19 protein-coding genes are annotated in these 19617 nt (G+C 49.7%); 10 read left to right on the top strand and 9 right to left on the bottom strand.

What is annotated here, in order from left to right; translation table 11 throughout:
- A partial coding sequence (locus tag OXG87_15935; protein MCY3871039.1) for a hypothetical protein occupies nucleotides 1-638 on the bottom strand: 638 nt, incomplete at its 3' end.
- A gap of 252 nt (nucleotides 639-890) precedes the next feature.
- Between OXG87_15935 and OXG87_15930 the strand changes: the two genes are divergently transcribed.
- The 7 genes from OXG87_15930 to OXG87_15900 all read left to right on the top strand — a co-directional run bounded on the left by OXG87_15930 (nucleotide 891) and on the right by OXG87_15900 (nucleotide 6551).
- Nucleotides 891-1742 carry a hypothetical protein gene (locus tag OXG87_15930; protein MCY3871038.1) on the top strand — a complete coding sequence of 284 codons (852 nt, stop codon included), beginning with the start codon at nucleotides 891-893 and terminating at the stop codon, nucleotides 1740-1742.
- 142 nt (nucleotides 1743-1884) lie between these two features.
- On the top strand, nucleotides 1885-2511 hold the full coding sequence (locus OXG87_15925) for a hypothetical protein (GenBank protein MCY3871037.1): 627 nt from the start codon (nucleotides 1885-1887) through the stop codon (nucleotides 2509-2511).
- Nucleotides 2512-2590: 79 nt separating this feature from the next.
- Nucleotides 2591-3178 carry a L,D-transpeptidase gene (locus tag OXG87_15920; GenBank protein MCY3871036.1) on the top strand — a complete coding sequence of 196 codons (588 nt, stop codon included), beginning with the start codon at nucleotides 2591-2593 and terminating at the stop codon, nucleotides 3176-3178.
- Nucleotides 3179-3192: 14 nt separating this feature from the next.
- A complete protein-coding gene (locus tag OXG87_15915) occupies nucleotides 3193-3696 on the top strand; it encodes a hypothetical protein (GenBank protein MCY3871035.1) in 504 nt (167 codons plus the stop codon).
- Complete coding sequence (locus tag OXG87_15910) at nucleotides 3693-4658, top strand: PorV/PorQ family protein (protein ID MCY3871034.1); 966 nt, start codon at nucleotides 3693-3695, stop codon at nucleotides 4656-4658. Before OXG87_15915 ends, OXG87_15910 begins: the two co-directional genes overlap by 4 nt.
- 10 nt (nucleotides 4659-4668) lie before the next feature.
- Complete coding sequence (gene era, locus OXG87_15905; GenBank protein MCY3871033.1) at nucleotides 4669-5556, top strand: GTPase Era; 888 nt, start codon at nucleotides 4669-4671, stop codon at nucleotides 5554-5556.
- The gene (locus OXG87_15900; GenBank protein ID MCY3871032.1) at nucleotides 5553-6551 is read left to right on the top strand and encodes a lysylphosphatidylglycerol synthase transmembrane domain-containing protein; all 999 of its coding nucleotides are present in this window, start codon (nucleotides 5553-5555) and stop codon (nucleotides 6549-6551) included. Before era ends, OXG87_15900 begins: the two co-directional genes overlap by 4 nt.
- A 10-nt stretch (nucleotides 6552-6561) precedes the next feature.
- Here OXG87_15900 and OXG87_15895 read toward each other — a convergent pair whose 3' ends face one another.
- The 3 genes from OXG87_15895 to OXG87_15885 all read right to left on the bottom strand — a co-directional run bounded on the left by OXG87_15895 (nucleotide 6562) and on the right by OXG87_15885 (nucleotide 12315).
- Entirely contained in the window at nucleotides 6562-8553 is a 1992-nt protein-coding gene (locus OXG87_15895; GenBank protein MCY3871031.1) for a GWxTD domain-containing protein, read from the bottom strand.
- Between the two features lie 36 nt (nucleotides 8554-8589).
- On the bottom strand, nucleotides 8590-8904 hold the full coding sequence (locus tag OXG87_15890) for a tetratricopeptide repeat protein (GenBank protein ID MCY3871030.1): 315 nt from the start codon (nucleotides 8902-8904) through the stop codon (nucleotides 8590-8592).
- A 138-nt stretch (nucleotides 8905-9042) separates the two neighbouring features.
- Nucleotides 9043-12315, bottom strand: coding sequence for a BamA/TamA family outer membrane protein (locus tag OXG87_15885; protein ID MCY3871029.1), 3273 nt, complete (start codon nucleotides 12313-12315; stop codon nucleotides 9043-9045).
- 354 nt (nucleotides 12316-12669) lie between these two features.
- On the opposite strand from OXG87_15885, the gene OXG87_15880 reads away from it, so the two are divergent.
- Complete coding sequence (locus OXG87_15880) at nucleotides 12670-12867, top strand: hypothetical protein (protein MCY3871028.1); 198 nt, start codon at nucleotides 12670-12672, stop codon at nucleotides 12865-12867.
- An 18-nt stretch (nucleotides 12868-12885) separates the two neighbouring features.
- Here OXG87_15880 and OXG87_15875 read toward each other — a convergent pair whose 3' ends face one another.
- A complete protein-coding gene (locus tag OXG87_15875) occupies nucleotides 12886-13722 on the bottom strand; it encodes an MBL fold metallo-hydrolase (GenBank protein MCY3871027.1) in 837 nt (278 codons plus the stop codon).
- Between the two features lie 175 nt (nucleotides 13723-13897).
- Between OXG87_15875 and rpiA the strand changes: the two genes are divergently transcribed.
- Together rpiA and sucD are read left to right on the top strand one after the other, a co-directional pair.
- Nucleotides 13898-14572: a ribose-5-phosphate isomerase RpiA gene (gene rpiA / locus OXG87_15870; protein ID MCY3871026.1), complete on the top strand. Its 675-nt coding sequence runs from the start codon at nucleotides 13898-13900 to the stop codon at nucleotides 14570-14572.
- An 18-nt stretch (nucleotides 14573-14590) separates the two neighbouring features.
- Nucleotides 14591-15478, top strand: coding sequence for a succinate--CoA ligase subunit alpha (gene sucD / locus OXG87_15865; GenBank protein ID MCY3871025.1), 888 nt, complete (start codon nucleotides 14591-14593; stop codon nucleotides 15476-15478).
- Between the two features lie 56 nt (nucleotides 15479-15534).
- Here sucD and OXG87_15860 read toward each other — a convergent pair whose 3' ends face one another.
- The 4 genes from OXG87_15860 to OXG87_15845 all read right to left on the bottom strand — a co-directional run bounded on the left by OXG87_15860 (nucleotide 15535) and on the right by OXG87_15845 (nucleotide 19617).
- Nucleotides 15535-16398 carry a sugar phosphate isomerase/epimerase gene (locus OXG87_15860; GenBank protein ID MCY3871024.1) on the bottom strand — a complete coding sequence of 288 codons (864 nt, stop codon included), beginning with the start codon at nucleotides 16396-16398 and terminating at the stop codon, nucleotides 15535-15537.
- A gap of 108 nt (nucleotides 16399-16506) precedes the next feature.
- Nucleotides 16507-17688, bottom strand: coding sequence for a hypothetical protein (locus OXG87_15855; protein ID MCY3871023.1), 1182 nt, complete (start codon nucleotides 17686-17688; stop codon nucleotides 16507-16509).
- Entirely contained in the window at nucleotides 17685-18374 is a 690-nt protein-coding gene (locus tag OXG87_15850) for an ABC transporter ATP-binding protein (GenBank protein MCY3871022.1), read from the bottom strand. Before OXG87_15850 ends, OXG87_15855 begins: the two co-directional genes overlap by 4 nt.
- Nucleotides 18375-18387: 13 nt before the next feature.
- Nucleotides 18388-19617, bottom strand: a complete 1230-nt coding sequence (locus tag OXG87_15845) for an ABC transporter permease (GenBank protein ID MCY3871021.1) — start codon at nucleotides 19615-19617, stop codon at nucleotides 18388-18390.

The following is a 19617-nucleotide window of genomic DNA, read 5'->3' as shown; positions in this document are numbered from 1 at the left end:
GCCTGACCCTGTGTAACTCGCCCATTGTCGTAAAATAAAATGGCCTGCGCCCCCAGCATACGAGGGCTCAAATAGCCCTGGTCACAATCGAAGTCCATCAGGACAACGCTACCTTCGACCTTTTTGCCATTGAGTTCTGAAAACGATCCCTTACCCCCATAAATAAGCGCCCCCGAAATCCCAGCGCTGGGCACAGAGGGCGTTTGTACATGGTTGGGCCAAAAACCGTAGATCGCAATTTCTTCTCCGGTATCCATCAAAGTAAGTGAGGCACCTTTGTCAACGGGAACCGTTACTGTGTGCTCTTCGACTACGATATCTTCGAGACCAAATTGCTCAAAATGCTGTTTGACGTATTCAAAAGCCTGCCGATGCCCTGCATAGCCAGGCACCCGAGATCCCATTCCCGCCAGGTCGGTAATGACCTGGCGTACATCTTCTTGTGTGACGGACTCGGCAATGGACCGAATCGCTCGATCGCGTTCTGAAATTTCAATGGGTTTGAGTTCGGGAATACTCGGTTTAATATTAAAAAGCGTGACAAAAAAATCCGTCACCTGTCCCGGATTAAAAATAGTCACCGAAGACAACATCAAAATCGTGATGATCCAGAGAATACCTGTGCCGATTTTACGCATCGAGGAGACTCCTGTTAAGAATGCCGAACATTTTGGGAAAATTGAATTTATGCTAACAAATAACTTTTGAGATGTCAAGACAATTTCCGAGACAGAGTTTCCCAGTATCTCAGCTATTGATTTTTCGAGTATTTAAGCTATCTTTGTAATTCCATTATTTTGGTATTGACATCCCCGCGTTTTGAGAGTATATCAACTTGTGCATTTAACTTCAACAATACGCTGAACTTCTTTTTTGAGGAGACTTTACACATGTCGCTCCACCTTCCCCATCTATCTCGCGGCACTCTAACCCTCATATTGTTGGCGGTCACAACAGCCTGTGGGGGGCCCGAAAAAGCCATTGAAGAGAGTCTGCGAGCACACATACTTTTTTTCGCCAACTTTGAAAAAGGCGTGGATGCCCTCGACAGCCTTGGCGACCCATTGGCTACCTTTGATACAGCCAATACCAACCACATCAAGCAAGGCGGCAATCCCGATGGTTATCTGGCTTTTAATCCAGATGCTGGCGCACTCAATTACAGCGGAAAAAATAACCTCGCCTACAGTGCAAACAGCGCGTGGTCTGGCAGCATTGCATTCTGGCTCCAAACCGACATCGCCAACTTCGATTCCAACTACCCCGAACCTTTTCATATTGGAAAAAAAGACGGCGAAAAATATCCGTGGGATGATGCAGTTGTATTTGTCGATTTCAAAAAAGCCGATGGCACAATCAGATTTGGATGCTATCCCGACAAACAACGGGAAATTGGCGACCAGGAGGTCGCTAAATACGTGATTTCTATTCCCATCAACTGGCGTGCAAACGACTGGCATCACATCGCGATTACCTGGTCCAACTTTAACAGCGGCAAGGCCGATGCTGAATGGGTGCTGTATATAGATGGCGAGGAAGCAGGGCGCAAAGGTTCGCTTCAGCAGAATCTGACCTGGGATATAGAAAACCTCGTGATGCGATTTAATCACTACAAATACCCCGGACAAATCGACGAAATCGCCGTATTCGACAAAGCTCTGACACCCGATGAAGCCAAATACCTTACGGCTCCCAAAAGCCCACTGAACAAACTTTTTTATAAAAAAAGCGAACGGCGATAAATAAAATACATCATCACCGATAGCTCAACACCATTTCCCATATCCCAAAATTGGTGTTGACAAGCGGAAATTTGTGTTTTATCTTCCGCAAAGAAAGCAATGCGTAAAGCCTTTATTGACAACACACTCAAGGAGTCTAAGGATGCGATCCATTTTAAGCCTTTGCACTGTTCTGATTTTGGCATTTGCCATAACGGGTTGTGGGCCTTCAGAAGAATTGGTAAAATTGAAAGCAGATACTGAGGCAGCTTATGCAGCAGCACAGGCGTCTCAGGCCGAGGCTTATGCGCCCGAATCATATCGCATAGCAACTGCTGCCATAGACAGTGCCGCTAAGAAATTTGAAGAAAAAAAGTTCTTTTTCTTCAATAAATTTGACGAGGCCGAGCCTCTTTATGTAGAAGCTCTGGAGTTGGCTAATAGCGCAAAATCAGAAGCTGACACCAACAGGCAACTGGAGGCCGATACCCAGGCGATTATCGAACGCATCATGCCCGGCATTTCAGAAACCAGAGTCGGTTTGGGTGAAGCCCCTCGAGGAAAAGGCGCGGACGATGATCTCGATCAGCTCAACGCCGATTTGAATCAGGCCGAGACCAGCATAAGCGATGCACGCGGCAGCCTCGACAATGGGCAATATAGAGATGCGCTCGCTCAAGCGCAGGAAGCAGAAAACAAACTCACTGAGGTTCAGGGTGCTGTTTCGGTCGCGCTTCAGAAAATCGAAGACTGGAAAGAACGACATAAACCCTGGTATTTCCGCCTGTAATACCATCCAAATATCTTTTTAAAAAGACAAAACCGAGGCGCGAAAAAAGCACCTCGGTTTTGCAATTTCTAAGCCATACATGCACAGCTTTCACACCATATTATTACTCGCGCTCTATTTGTTCTTCAGTTTTTCCCTGCATCTACCTGCGCGAGAAACGGATATCGAGCAACTCAAAACTGACATCGCATCACTCCAGGAAACATTGAAACGGCACGCAACAGAAACCTACATCGTTATTGATACCGTACACAACCGTCTTCAAGTTTGGCACAACAACCAGATGAAACGAGAAGCGACGTGTGCGACAGGCAGCGGCAAAGTACTGCTCCATCCGGGTGCTTCGGCGCGCTGGCAATTTCACACCCCATTGGGTATCAGAACTATTTTGTACAAAGTGACAGATCCCATCTGGGCCAAGCCCCTGTGGGCCTTTGTCGAAAATGGAGAAGAACCCACTGTATTGCCCTGGGAGTTTCGGCGTCTCGACAGGACAACCTTAGGTGCCTACGCCCTTAAATTGGGCGACGGGTACGAAATTCACGGCACCCTTTATCCCACATTGCTCGGACGGCATATCACGCACGGATGTATTCGCCTCAACGACGAAGACCTGGCCTTTGTGTATCGCTCACTACAAGTTGGCGACCGGGTCTATATCTACTAATTTGTTTGCTTCTTGTGGAAACCCATGTATCTGGTCAGGACAAAATCGTTCTCCAAAACTACCGCGAAGCCCTTGTTCGCGAAATCGAGCAGGTCAAAACAGCACCGGACAATTTCTACCTTATCATCGACATTCCGTCAAAGCAAATTCACCTCAAAGCTCAGGGTAATGTGCTGAGAACGTGCGCCATTCTCAACTTGTCGCCCATAAAAGAACGCCATACCCAGAACTACCGCTTTGTGAACAGAATTGACCCCATCTCGGTTGAACCCGGCAATGCAAATCTGCGACTTCGTGGGCGGCTTTTCCCTCTCGACTTCTCCGGACGACTGATAGAAGGGCCACGCCATCGTTCCCGCCTCTATTTTGCGCCAAACCTCGTCATTCGAGCGAACGGAGTTTCAACAAGTGCCATACCGCACATCACTTTATCTCCTGTCGATATCAAAGCCCTGGGATCGGCATTGCGTCCCGGCAATATCGCCATTTTCATTCCCCATGCAGAGGCCAATCATTGAAACGCTTTGCTACCCTGGCGTTGTATTGCATGTGCGCGCTCACAAGTCCAACCCATGCACAGACATCCCATTATGCAGGTGATCCACTCTTATTGGGTGCCGGCGCCCGCGCTCTGGGCATGGGCAGTGCTTATGTTGCGCTCAGTTTTGATGCAACAGCAGTCTATTGGAATCCCGCAGGACTTGCCCCAGAGGTGTATTCCAGGACAGACTTCGACATACCACCCAAACGAGAAATTCACGTACAACATGCCGAACAATTTGGCGGTAGTATAAATCACGATATTTTGGCATTGCGCTTGCCCATAAGAAAAGGCGGCATTGGCCTGGGCATAGTTCGCGCTGGCGTTGATGGGATTGCCCTGACGGGCCTGGAAGATCCAGACCGTCCAATTGGCCCAGACAACCGACCCGTAATAATCGACAAAATCGGCACTGCTGATTATGTCTTTCGAATCGCTTATGGGCGACATATCACAGATAAATTGCGTCTTGGGGCGGGTATAAAAATGATCAGACGCGATCTCAGCGTGGGCATTGGAAGTGGCTTTGGCCTGGATATCGGCCTGCTCTATCTGCCCACTTCGACGTTTCGCATTGGCGCGACAATACGCGATCTAACAAAGACGCGCATTGCATTTCCCGACGGCATTACAGATCGCATTTCGCCGTCTCTTCTCATTGGCCTTGCACTTCTACGCAGGGTGCCCGGCGGTGATATGACAGTCGGTTTTAGCACGCACCTGAATGACGAAAAATCGACACGGGAAAAAACGAGCAGCATACAACTGGGGACAGAATACCGCCTGCAACACCGCCTCGCATTTCGCCTCGGATATAAGGATGGGCACTTTACAGCGGGCACTGGCTTGCAACTTCGTCGATTTGGCGTAGATCTCGCCTTCATGGAACACGACCAACTCGACAATACGTACCGCATTTCGGCCACTTTATTTTTTTGATTGGACAGTGATGGCTTTCAAATCTGGATATGTCATAATCGCGGGACGAACCAATGTCGGCAAATCCACACTTTTTAATGCACTCGTGGGGGAGCGTCTATCCATTATTTCACCCAAACCCCAAACTACCCGTAATAATATCCTGGGAATTGTGACAGATAAACAGGCTCAAATGATATTTCTCGATACCCCCGGTATCTTGTCTGCGCGCTATCGCCTTCACGAATTTATGAACCGGCAAATCGGACGTGCATATCAAAGTGCCGATGTGCTTTTGGGCATTGTCGATGGTTCAAAATTTGACACCTCCTACGACGCCGAAGTACGACAAATCTTTGGACAATGGGATATTCCAAAAATCATCGCCGTAAACAAGACCGACCTCATCTCGCGCGCGCAAATCCAACGCTGCGAGCAACAGATTCGCGCCTCACTTGCTACGCAGGGCGTCTTATCTGTGTCGGCCATCACTGGACATGGCCTGCAAGAGCTTCACACAGCCCTGCGCCAAGCACTGCCAGAAGGCCCACAATACTATCCGGAAGATACGCTCACCGAACAGCCCGAAAGATTTTTTGTTGCGGAACTCATTCGAGAGGAAGTATTCCACCATCTCCGTCAGGAATTGCCTTATGCAACGGCAATCGACATTGAGGCTTTTGAAGAAAACCGCCCCAAAGTCTATATTCAAGCCAATATCATTGTCGAACGCAATTCACAAAAAGGCATTGTCATAGGACGAGGGGGAAAAACCCTTAAAACCATTGGACATCAGGCACGAAAAAAAATCGAGGCATTTTTGGAACACCCAATTTATCTCGACCTGCACGTCAAAGTCTATGAAAACTGGCGCAAAAAAGACACCGCCCTTCGCAGCCTGGGATATGGTCTATCATGAAAAACATTCTCAAACTCGCAGCAAGTCTCGTGTTAATGGGGGGCTTTCTCTGGGCAGCGTTTAGAGATGTCAATGGAACACTCCTCCTGGAGGCCCTGCAAACAGCCAATCCTTTGTGGTTGCTCTTATCGGCCATCATCATCATCGCTTCGGGCTTGCCCCGAGCTTGGCGCTGGCGCATTTTGCTATTGCCCGTTGCCTCAAATATTTCCATTCGCTCGGCATTTTGGGCTGTCATGGTCGCCTATGCGGGCAATGTCGTATTCCCACGCGCTGGCGAAGTTGCTCGTGCCCTCGCCCTCGAGAGAGATCACCCCACTGGTATCAGTGCAATCCTGGCGACAGTGATTGTAGAACGCTTGCTCGATATACTCACCCTCTTGATCATCTTTGGCGTGGTTTTATTTTTTGCCAGAGAGCAGATCGGCGCGGCATTTCCCAAATTTAAACTTGAACAAGTTGCCTTGCTGACATTGCCCATCATCCTGTTTGCTTTCGTATTTTTGGGACTGCTCTCCGCCCGTGGAGAACGCGGCCTGTCCATTTTTCACCGCCTGCTGGCGCGCCTCTCTCCCAGGCTGGCCGATGGTGCAACCCATATTTTGCGTTCTTTTTTACAGGGCATGAGAGCCATTCACACTGTAGAAGGCTATGCGGGGATATTGGTGTCAACCCTGATTCTCAATAGCCTTTATTTGTTCGCCATGTACTTGCCCTTCTACAGTTTTGACCTATCACATAAGTACAACCTCGGCTTGTTTGAAGCTATGGTAGTGATGACCATCGCCACGATTGGATTTGTCCTTCCCGCACCGGGCGGTATAGGCTCTTACCATTTCTTTTGCGCCCAAACCCTCCACCACTTCTACCATGTGCCAATAGAAATCGCATTGGCATTTGCCACATCGGTACACGCAGTCGCGATCCTCGGCTTTCTTTTATTTGGTGGCCCCCCACTGATTAACCTCCTCTGGCACAAAAAAGCAAAAAAATAGGTCCCTGACATCACAAAATGCGAAACAGGGTTTCTCGCCAGGCCTGTAAACCCGTCTGACGGTCAGTGACCACTATAGATAGCAGATGCACACCAGGCCCCAGTTCACTTAAATCAATGGATAAATAAATCGGCTCTTGCATATCCCCACCTCGATAATCTGTACTGACGGAAATACGCCACCTGTCATCACCTATGCCCAATTGCGCAATCGCCTTTCGATCTCGCTTATCGGAAAAACGCCGCAAATCTGGTGGTCCGACTCTGTACGTCACAGAAAAATCGGTCTGCCCAAACTCATCGCGTATCAGATTGTAGATCTCAAAATAGATATACAACAACTCGTCCGCGTCAAAAGTTCTCAACGGATTGGGTATGACCTCTATCCCCTCTTTGCCATCCCCCGCATGCGAAGCCAACAACACAGAACTCATAGAAATCACATCATCGGGAAATGCCTGTACAAAAACGGTATCGCGGAACACGCCCACTGTTTTCTTTCCCGAATCTTTAATCTCTAAAGACAGCACGAGTGAATCGGCATCTTGTTGATCTGGTGCCAAAATCAGGTCGCGTTGCCCCAACAAATACCGCACCTTTAACGAATCGGCCCAAACATCTCGAAATACCTCTGGCTGCCACCTGATACTCGTTACCTCTTCTCCATTGCTTCCGTGGACAAAAATACCGGCATCTAAATCGACCTGATAGGTCTCATAGAGCTTGAGATACTGCAACTGCCGCTTGGGGATGCCCCATGAAAGAGCCACTTTGACCTGTCCTTCTTCAGCCTTAAAAAATCCCACCTGCACGGGCAATCCGTATTTCTGATCTCGATATGGATCGACATAGCGCTCGGGCAAATAAAAATTGGGCGATAGAATCTGACTCCTGCCCCATCCGCCCGGCACGAGTGCCCATCGCTCATCCTTCATCAATTCCAATTTCCAATGCACAGAATCATAGGAAAAAAAGTCCATTGAAAAATCTTCGTATGTCCAGATCTCTCGATGTGGAATAAGCGTTCTCACGCGATTGACATAGCGACCATAGCGAATCCAGACCTTGCCCATATCCGTTTCCCAACCCGCAATCCCCTCATCGGGTAGGCCAAATCGCAAATTTGCATAAGCAACCCGCCCGCGATGTGCCAGCTTTCTCTCGTTCACAGGCGAGAGAAACAAAGGATCGCGCATTTGCCAAAAAAGCGCAGGTGCCTCATCCCCACCACCCAACAATTCTATTGAAGTCATCGCAGCCTGACCAACCGAATCCATCTGTGCGTACGCGCGATCAAATGCTTTGCCCGCCGCTTCAAACTTTTCGGCCGCATAATACCCCAATCCCAAAAACAAAAGTCCATCTCGATCCTGTGGCCATCGGTCTAAAAGTGCCTGCGCAATAACAATCAAATCCTCTTTATATCCACCCTCTATACTCAGCATCCCCAGCCCGTAATACGCGCGCCTGCAATAGGGATCATGTGCAAGTGCGTAGTGGTAATAATTCGCGGACGTTTGCACACTCTCCATTGCAAAAGACCGCATACTCCCACCCCCGTCAAAACGTCGCGCATCTACGTATTTCAACATATCCTGCAAATAATAATCACCCACTTCACAGGCTGCATCAACCTGCGTTGAATCCATGCTGAGCACCTTTTCAAAATATCGCCTGGCATTGTAACGAAAGCCCTTCTTGCGCTGCAGGGTCGCGTAAGATAAATGATACTCTATATTCTCGGGATCCAATACAATCGCGCGATAAATATAGCGATCGGCACGCAACCTGCTCGCAGGCGTGTTTTTTTGCATAAACAACGCGCCCAATGCCGCGCAGACATCTGCGCGATCGCCATCCACACGGAGTGCTTTTCTGAGCAAACCAATGCGGTAGTCAAGCGATTTCAACGTATCGCGTTGCGCGCGTGCCAGCAGCGAATCAACCGAATTTGCATTTGCTGGCACGCAAGCCATCAACACAAAAACAGAAAGGACGCCCAAACAGGACGTCCTTATTTTCAGTACACGCGTCATTTTTTACATATTTTGAGAAAGTTGGTGAGAAATAGCCATTTCCTTTTCAGCCTCTTCAATCATCCCTTTCTGCTGATATAATCGCGATAGGCTCGTATGTGCGAGCGCCTCATCGGGAACAATTTGCAAAGCGCTGTTGACCTGTTCAATCGCCTCGTCAACCTTCCCCTGCCGATCTAATGCCTGTGCCCATCCCAAATGCGCCATGTAAAACGAGGCATCGTCAGATACAGCCTTCTCAAATTCGACAATTGCGCCTTCCAAATCCCCAGCCCCCAACTTACCCAACCCCGCCATGTAATACTCTTTGGCTGCCATAACAAATCCCTCTCAAAAAAATCTTTCTCACTTTGACCACTTCAAATAATACAAAAAAAATCACCATCCATCAACCCGACAAAAAAAGGAGAGCCGTATAACACGCCTCTCCTTAAAATAAACAGTTGCTTTTGCGGATTAGAACAAGCCCGTGAAATCAATTGAGAAATACTGGTGTGGATGATATGTTTCTGCGAGATCCGTAGGCCATGCCAGATCGTAGCGGAACAGGAAATAGCCCAAATTTACCCGTACCCCAAATCCATACCCGGCGGCTATCTGCGGTTTTGTTTTCAGGATTTCCGGCGTACGAAAGTTTTGCGGCGTATTGAGCTCAAATCCCCCATCTCGGGCGACCCACCCATCTCTCCAATTGGCGCGGTCAAAAGCACCTCCAATGTCGAAGAACAATTCGCCCTGTACATTCTGGAAGAAAAACGGCAGGGGCCAGCCCATGGCCAATTGCCGGATGAGCGGGAACCGAAATGCGACATTGGCCAGCACATAAGAATCACCCGCCATTTCGAGCAATCTCGCGCCTCGCAGGGGCCAGACGTAAGAAGAGAAAAATACGCGACTCTGATCAACGCTGGCAATGGTTGAAAATGTCGGATTGACCGGATTGTTCACACCACCCAGGAAAAACACGGTGCTGTTGGGACCATAACTCGTCCCGCCCGACATTCGGATGGCAAAGGTATATTCGTTTAACAAACGCATATATTTGCGATAATCCAGCGTAAATGTGGCAAATTTCATGCCCACGCCAGAACCCTCAAAATTCAACCGATAGCGATGCCCATCTACCGCTCCAAATAAACTGTACAGCGCGCTATCGCCCACCAGAGCCACCTCGCCGATAGCCGCCCGACGACGGCTGATCAATTGACTCGTAAACCGCCCAACGCCGCGAAAGCCCGGCTGGTACAAATAATTGCCTGGATTGTTGGCATCGGTAAATACTTCCTCGCGATCAATAGATACAAAACGCGTACTGAGTTCCAGACGGGCGAACCGGTTAAATGGTCGCTCAAGCATCCCCGCAAGCCCGTAATATCGATCCGCAGTCAGGCGCCCTGTACTATCAAAGAAAAAGAACCGCGTGTGAAAAAGTTGCGCACCGTAATTTGTGCGATTCTTCAAATAGGCATACGCGAGCAGAAAATCGCTGTCTTTGAGCGAAAAATTCAGACTCGTCACCAACGTGGCGCGGTGATCGCCCATCACATCACTCATCGACAATACAATAGAGCTACTCACACCGTAGAACGTATCAAATCCCGCCTGAGCACCAAACAGTTCGGGCTTGAATTTCAGCTTGTACTTTTTAACCAGAAATTCCTTTTCACCCCAGTTTTTTACCCCTTGTTTGCCGGTATCGGCCATTTCTGGACTGCCTGCGACTGGATGTGTGGTATCAATCTCAGTCGTGCTATCGGCAGGAGCACTCTCTGCCGCTGCAAGGGCTTCTTGATCGGAAATCCACTGCGCCACCTTCTTGTCCGTTTTTTCTGCTGTCGAATCGATCGCAGTGATGTCGGCTTCTACTTTGTCAATCTTGCGGCTCGCATATTTTTCCTTTTGCAACTCGACAAACATCTTTTCATCTTCGCCGGCAAGGCGCTTGACAAACCGGGTGCGCGGCAAATCCGCCATTTCTTTTCGCTGCGCGAGTGGGTCGCGCATCACAAATATATCCAGGGCACCCTTGTGAAATGCATTGAACACGATCTTTTTGCCATCGGCTGACCAATCGAGATACTGCGCCCCTGACAGCAAATTGGTAATGGGATATATCTCCTGCGCACTGTCAACATTTGCAATATAGATATTGCCCACACCCGTGCGGTCAGAAACAAAGGCGACGTGTTTGCTATCGGCGCCCCATACGGGATGCGAATCTTCGGCATCTTCAGACGCGACAATGCGGCGCATCTCGGAGCCATCTGTACGCAGTAAGAAAATATCGTACTGACCAAAAGCAAAATCCTTCCCCCCGCTGAACTCCAAATGGGTATCGGGACGATCAGAACTCATGGCGAGCCAGGTGCCGTCGGGCGACCAATCCAGATGTCGTTCGTCATAGGGATCATTGGTAAGCCGCGTAAGCGACTCGTCGTTCAAATCGACCACATAGACATCGGACCAGCCATCTTTAATACCCGCGACAGCAATTTTTTCTCCATCGGGCGACCAGGTGGGCTCAAACAAGCCATCGAGATCAAACTTAAATCGCTTGCGAATCTGTTTATTTTTCACTTCGAGGATATACAGGGTATTTTTATTATTCGATTTAGCGGCGAATGCAATATGCCGGCCATCTGGAGACCAGGTAAATCCAGGCCGCAAAACAAACATCGACTCAAAAGCAGACGACTTTTGTCCCTCGACCAAACGCCCCAGGTCTTTGCCGTCAATCGCCGACATCAAATAAATATCAAACGTGCCATTCCGGTCAGTCAAATACGCGACCTTGTCGCCTTGTGGAGATAACGCAGCAGCTAAATTATACGCCGAACGCCTATCTTCGTGCTCTGTCAAATTTGTTGCCATCTCTTTGGGCGTATGGCGCAAATTGATCTCATTCCAGTATTGCCGCTTGAGCCACAACTGATATTTTTCTTCCAATTCTTTCATCCCAAATCCCAGAGATGCTTTGAGTGCTTTATCGGGACTTTTGGCCGTGCGGAAAGAAGAAATAAAGGATGCCACTTTGTCCTTGCCGTATTCCTGTTCTATCATGTAAAAAACTGAATTGCCACCGGGATAGGCAAAATAGCTCAAGGACATCATTTCGATAGTCGGAACATATCCGGTAATGGTTGCATCGCGCATAAAATTGTCGTGCTCTTTGTGCCATCCATATCGGGACACATACTCGGCAATGCCCTCGGCAATCCAAAGCGGAGGTAAAGTCGATGTCTGCGAAACCAGAGACCCCAACCAGCCACCACCTGTCCACAACTCAATCGTAACCGCGTGAACCAACTCGTGATGAATGACATGTTGCAAATCCCCATAAGACCCCGTAAAGGGAATCACCACGCGCCCCTGTGCAAACTCGGTATATCCGCCCGTAAACTCAGACTGTTCCCCGCTGATAATATTCGACACTGAAAATCCATTGTGAGAATTGTAAATAACAATGGGATAGCGATCCTTCATCGTATATTTCAGCGTTTTCTCAATGTGTACCAGAGATCTTTCGGCTTCTTTGGCAACAAACTCGGCCAGCCCCAGTGAACCCTTGTCAAAATAAACCGTGAAGTGTTCACTGTCGATATAATGCCATACATACTGGCTGTAATTGACCTTGTTTTTGCCAAAATATTCCTGCCCAAAAGCAGAGCTTGAAACACCCAAAATGAGGACGAATATTGCGCTTCGTACGGAAAGACACCACCGAGCCATGTTTAGCTCCTTTGCAACGAAATCAACAATGAGAAATATCCTTGTGAGACAAAATTGACATATTCTCAAAGCTCACTATATATTGGAATTTACTACTTTCTTTTTAAATGCATAAATACAAAGAAAGTTGCATGTCTTTTAAGAATCAATATTTACGGCATTAAACAACTGGCAGAGCTACTTCGTTCCCATGAAAATTGTAATAAATTGTAACGGGTTGTAAAGATAAAAAAATACACCGCTTTCTCAAAACAACAGCGGGCGGACTTTTTCGCGCTTGACGACACAAGGCCACACAGGTTATGTTTAGCTGGATCGCGTACTTCATTTCTCATACTACAAGGAGCTTAATTCATGGCAGAACCGACCCATAGCGAACCCCTGTATCAACAAGCACTTGAAGCAGCAAATGGTGAACTTCAAGAACTCGACGCACAAATCGATCAGCTACGCGCGCATATTGACCGTCTTGAGCGCAAAAAGGCCGCAGTCGAATCCATTCGCCAGGCCATCGGACAATGGGTTGAAACCCAGGCATCCGAAAAAGAATAAAAAATCCCCGGATCCATCTCAAACAAAATAGGGATTGTGCGCCAGCTCTTGCGCTACAGACGTAATCGGACCATGACCGGGAAAAATGGTCGTTTCCCCCGGTAGAGAGAGCACCTTCGCACGCACGGCCTGAATTTGCCCTCGGTAGGCGTCTCCCCTCGCCCCTCCCAGAGAACCGGCAAATAGCGCATCGCCCGAAAAAAACACAGGTGCGGTATAATACCCAATACCACCGCCCGTGTGCCCGGGCAAACTCACCGTATCAATACCGAGTTCGCCAATCGCTGTTTGCCACCCTTCATCCACGCGTTCAGTCACCCGCCGACTGCGCCCGCCCATCAATGCAAAATCGCGCTCACAACCACATACCTGCGCCTGTGTCGCATCGGCAACTGCTTCGAGTGCCCCGACGTGATCGCCGTGCCCGTGCGTGAGCAAAATGTGCGTCACCTGTATATCGGCAATCGCATCCAAAATCAACTGCGCCTGCCCACCGGGATCAATCACAGCTCCTTTGCCCGACGCCTTACACGTTAGTACATAACAATTCACCGTCATACCCGCATCGAGAATCAACCGGTCAACCCGCATATTCTCGTCTTCAAACGCCGCATTGCCCTTTGTTGGCACCCATCCACGCGCCACCTCCACCAATTTTTCGCCACCGAGATGAAGTGCATCTGCAAGTCGGCAAATGGCCTGATCATCGGGCGTCAGATCGTACGATTCTATTTGTTCAATTTGTCGAACACTAAGCCCCACCTGTTGCGCCAGTTCCGATTCCGAAATCCCCTGTCCTCGACGCGCTTTTCCCACAATATCACCAAAAAAATCTTCCAATGTGCGATAAGCCATATTTTTCTCCGAATTTAATCATAACTTTGCCCTGCCTATTTGATAGAGTATGACAATTTCCAAAAAAAATAAATAAAAAAATACCGTGCCTGTCTGGATCAAAACCATTGCCAAATCACTCTCTTCCGTTTATCTTTCGCTTGTTTTTATCACAAGGGATAAAACAGATATGACCATTAACCCCAAGCAATTATCAGGAGAACGGGCTGCCGAATATGTCGAAGATGGCATGGTCGTCGGTCTTGGCACGGGATCAACGGCTTTTTTTGCAATTCAAAAGCTCGGCCAGCGCATCGCTGAAGGACTCGATATATGCGGCATACCCACCTCAGAGCAATCGCGCATTCAGGCGGAAGCGGAAAATATTCCACTCACCGACTTCGGCAAAGTCACCCGCATTGACCTGACCATTGACGGCGCGGATGAATTCGACCCGGACTTTAACCTCATAAAAGGTGGCGGCGGCGCGCTTTTGCGAGAAAAAATCGTCGCCTCTCTATCCGACAGGGAAATCATCGTCGCCGACGAATCCAAACCAGTGGCACACCTCGGGGCTTTTCCCCTGCCCGTTGAGGTCATTCCCTTTGGCTGGCAAGCCATACAACGCCTGCTCGCAAACCTGGGCTGTCATCCCACACTTCGCAACGCGCAGGACAACACGCCTTTTGTCACAGACAACGGCAATTACATCATCGATTGCGATTTTGGTCGCATTGACGACCCGCCCGCGCTCGAAACAAAAATCAACGCCTTGTGCGGCGTAGTCGAATGCGGTCTTTTTATAGGCCTGACAAACCGCATCATCATCGGCAAAACAGATGGTACAATCGAAGAACGAACGCTTGAGTAAACGAATACTGGAGATTTTATGAGCATCCTCATTGACAACAACACCCGCGTAATCGTCCAGAGCTTTTCCAGCAGCAGAGCAATGGGAGGCGAAGCGCGATTTCACCTGGAACAAATGGTAGATTACGGCACGCAAGTCGTCGGCGTGGTCAACGCGGGCAAAGGCGGCGAGAGCGTGGAGGGCATACCCGTTTTTGATACTGTATCCGATGCCGTAGAACAAACAGGTGCCACGGCATCGGCCAATTTTGTTCCCGCGCCCTTTGCAGCCGACACCATCATGGAAGCAGCCGATGCAGGCCTACCTCTGGTCGTTTGCATCTCCGAGAACATACCCGTGCTCGACATGCTAAAAGCCAAACACTACCTGGCCGATAAAAACACGCGCTTAATCGGCCCCAATTGTCCGGGCCTGATTTCTCCTGGCAAGTGCAAAATCGGCATTATGCCCGGCGCAATTCACCGCGAAGGGCGCATTGGTGTCATTTCGCGCAGCGGCACACTCACCTATGAAGCGGTCTCCCAACTCACCGATAGTGGCTTTGGTCAATCGTCGTGTGTGGGCATTGGCGGCGACCCCATCATTGGCACAACCTTTACAGACTGCCTCGCGCTCTTTAAGGACGATCCCGACACAGATGCCGTCATCATGATCGGGGAAATTGGCGGCACCGCCGAAGAAGAAGCCGCCGCTTATGTCAAAGCGCACTTTGACAAACCCGTGGTCAGTTTTATAGCGGGTCAAACAGCGCCCCCGGGGCGACGCATGGGACATGCGGGCGCAATTATCTCTGGCGGACAGGGCACCGCCGCCGACAAAATGGCCGCGCTTCAAGAAGCGGGCATTCACGTGTGCGAAAGTCCCGCTGAAATGGGCGCAACAATGAAACGCGCCCTATCGGATTAAAAAACAAAAAGCCCCCACAGGACATCGCTTGTGGGGGCTTAACCTTATCGATCAGTTCATCCCAAAATATCTTCGAGATAGCTCTTCGCAGCCAAAATACCCGCCGCATTCTTTTTGGCACTGCCGCTATAGCGGTGGTCTTCCAATTCAATGGCCAGCGGTCCATCATAGCCCAATTCTTCCAGACGCGCAACCACCCATTTCCAATCCACCACGCCCCATCCGGGAATGCAATAACGCCACCACCCCTCGCCATAACCGTAGCGCTGACCAAACGATTGGCCCAGGCAGCCAAACTCGTACAGTCCATCCGCCAACAACTCGGTATCCTTTGCATGCACATGCCGCACCCGACTGCCAAACTCCATCAGCACCCGCTTGTAATCCACGCCAATGCGTGCAAAATGCGACGGATCGTAACAAATACCCAAATTGGGGGACGGAACAACCTCAAAAATCGCCCGCAAAGTCTCGGGCGTACAACCCAAATTTGGATATGCTGGTGCCGGGCCAGGCCAGGGTTCAATTGCGAGAAAAACCTCGTGTGCTTCTGCCTCTTTCACAATCTCTGGATAGACCTGCTTAAACACCTCAAACGTTTCGGCCCGAGCCTGCAATCGGTCGTCGGGAGCCAAACACAAAAAAATCACCCCTGAACCATATGCGCCAACCGCCTGAATGCGCGCCTTCATCGCGGCCATAGCTTCTCCTCGCGCACCATCATCTTTGCTCAACAACCCACCCCCTGCTCCCCAATCCACAGTACCCATCCCAATCCCAGCACTGTCACACATCTTGCGAATCTCAGCATCTACTTCGGGCAAATCAATTGACCCCAAACCGTTTTCTGATGCCCACTGAATAATTCCTTCAAGACCCATTTCCCGCCCCATCGGCGGGATTCGCATACCCACATGCATCGCATTACCTCCTGAGTAAAAAAACTGTTATCAGTTGTCCTGGTGCGCTGATATGAAAACGCGTAGTGAAGGTGAAGTCAAGAAAAAATGATGAAAGCCTGAATTGCGTCAGTAGTAAATTCGGAACGAAAAAAACAGAATATTGGAATACCCGCCGAACTCGGATTGAAAATGCTCGCCTTTCGGATGATCGCCAATGCCGATAAACGCACCTGCAGAAAGGTAGAAATCCCGCGCGATATTGTATTCGATAGCAGGCGAAAAAAAGAACGACGGATCCGTGATATTGGTGAGAAACTGCCCACTCGACGCGACCAGTGGCGAGAGTTGATGGGTGATACCGAGCGCGAAGTAATAGGTACCCATAAGATAAACAGCAGCATCGCGATATGCCGGACGACCTAAGTTGATGAGATAATCTTCAGGGTCGCGCACCCCCGCTCCGTTGAAGTGGTATTCGATGAATCCATAAGTCTCGCCACCGAAGCTGTAATCTATGCCTGTAGATACGCGAAAATAGTCGCTCGCATCTCGTCCCATCGAAAAAACGCGAGCACCCTCTATCCACGCACCAACACGCCCAATACCACGCGCAACATCAATACCAACGAGCAACTGCTCGCGGAAACGGACGAGCAGCGGCGACATATCGGTCTCCGCAGCATTGAATTGACCGCGAACAAAAAACGCGCTCTGATCAACCGCGAAGTCTCGTCCAAACACATACCCCACATCGACTTCGCTCAGTACTCCGATAGGGACGCGCACACGCACGGCATCGACACCAGGTCGATCTTCTGTATCCAATTCGCCGTAAGTAAACGGCGCGATCACATCCGTCGGATTGACGACCCGCGCACTCCCCCACGCAATCGCCTGACGCCCGACAATCACATCTGCAAATGACAAACGCGCGATCACGCTGGCGCGGTCGAGGTTTTGAAACACGCCAACGCTGCCGACAGGATCATTTTCGCCGGGATAAATAGGCGACTCCAGATCGGCAACGCGATAATCGTGCGGATCAATAGCAAGGACCTCCGCCTGATTCTCAAACAGCGTCGAATCTTGAATACGCAGGATAAAGTCGTAGGCGAGATCAATCGAGATGTGCTCGCTGAACGAATTGATGAGATTGAGCCGCAGCCGATTACTCACCATACCCTTCACGGGAACACCTGCTTGTGGCGAATCAAAGGCGACGGAAAAACCCTTGTAAAAACCACCCAGTTGTGCAGCCGTGACAGCTTGTGGCAAAAGCGCGATCATTGCCCCAACAAGCCATCTCATAGCGTCCCCACCTCATCGCGCTCAATCTCTCCGTCTTTCAGCGTAATCAGCCGCCTTGCGCGCGCCATCACCATCGGATCGTGCGTAGAAAAAATAAATGTCATTCCAGTCTGCGTATTGAGTCGATACATCATATCGAGCAACTCTGCGCCAATCTTTGAATCGAGATTCGCTGTCGGTTCATCCGCCAGAATAATCGCTGGCTGAGAAACCATGGCCCGCGCAATCGCAACCCGCTGTTGCTGTCCACCTGAAAGTTGCGTTGGCATGCGACTCGCCATCCCACCCAATCCCACTTCCTCCAGTATCGCCAGCACCCGCTCGTGCCGCTCGGATTTGGGTATCTTTTGCAGAAGCATAATATACTCGATATTCTCCTCGACAGTCAGCACCGGAATCAAATTATACGCTTGAAAAATAAATCCGATATTGTCTCGCCGAAAATCCGAAAGTGCATTACCGCTCATGCGCGACAAAAGTTTGCCATTGAGCCATACCTTTCCATCTGTTGGTGTATCCAGCCCGGAGATAATATTGAGAAAAGTCGTTTTCCCCGACCCAGACGGCCCAACCAATGCTGCAAATTCGCCGCGCTCAATGGTCAGATCAATCCCGCGCAAGGCGTGAACGGGCACGCCATCGCCCGAATAAACTCTGGTCACCCCTTCTGTCACAATTACAGACACCGCGATATCCTCTTCAAAAACTTCTTCGCATCGCCGTTGCCGCAGACATCCTTGCCGCATACCGCGCCGGGTACAGCCCGGCGATAATTGTAAAAACAAAGATCCAGATCGAATAAAAAATAAACGGTTGGATACGCATCTCCGGATAGATCAACTCCTGCATGGTGATGCCCATCATCTCGATCCCCGTATAGTCAATACCAATCGTTGAAAAAATTACAGTGACACAAAATCCAAAAACCGTACCCAAAATAATACCCAGAACAGCCAATGCCCCCGCCTCAAACAGAATCAGCTGCGCCATGCCAAACGGCCGCGTGCCAATTGCGCGCAACACGCCAAATTCAAACATCCGTTCGTAAAGCGACATAAACAGCGTATTGACAATGCCAAAAACAACCACGCCAAACAGCACAACGCCCATAATGTACTTGCTGAACTTCGACATCTCGAACATCGCTTGCACCTCTGGCAAAACCTCTATCCAACTGCGCGCTTTGTTTCCCCCTTGCCAATAAGTTTTCCAAAACAGCAGATTCTGATCCTCCGCTGATGTCGAATCGATAAACTTCAGCGCGATCTCGTGCGCGCCTGTGCCGAGAGCGAGCATCTGCTGCGCCTTCCCCAATCGAATAAACGCCATGCCGCTGTTCATCCCCTCATCGGCAAAACGATAAATTCCAGAAACGCGAAACATCTCCTGAGAGAGATCGCCGCTCCCGGCTTGCGCCACCGTCACGACAATCCTGTCGTTTAATCCCACCTCAAGGCGTTCCGCGAGTTCCTCGCCCATGACAATATCCCGCGAATTTGATCCCTCAAAATATGCGCCTTCAATAATCGCATCGTCAATCTGAGACAGATACTGCTCGGTAGATGGTTCGACGCCCACGAGATTGACCGCCGCAACAGTTGCAGGTGAAGTTATCATACCAAAGGCAAACGTCCGCAAGGTGAAGTGCGCCACAATACCTTCTCGCTGAAGATTGACGACCACCGCATCGAGATGGTTAATCGTCAACTCAACTGCTTGCTCGTCGGAAAAACCCTCCCGATGAATCTGTGCATCTCCCAGAAATGATGCGGTCGCCGTTTTGACCATGTTCCGCTCCATCCCCAACCAGAGTGCATCGGCAAAGATAAGTGCCGCAAGTCCAATTCCCATTGCTGTTGCAGCAATAATGGAGCGGCGTTTATGCCGAAAGAGATTCTGCCACGCGAGCTTTATCAGTATCCAGGACAT

The sequence above is a fragment of the Gemmatimonadota bacterium genome (assembly GCA_026706845.1).
In the GTDB taxonomy this organism is placed as follows: domain Bacteria; phylum Latescibacterota; class UBA2968; order UBA2968; family UBA2968; genus VXRD01.
This window is presented reverse-complemented; position numbering and strand designations above follow the sequence as displayed.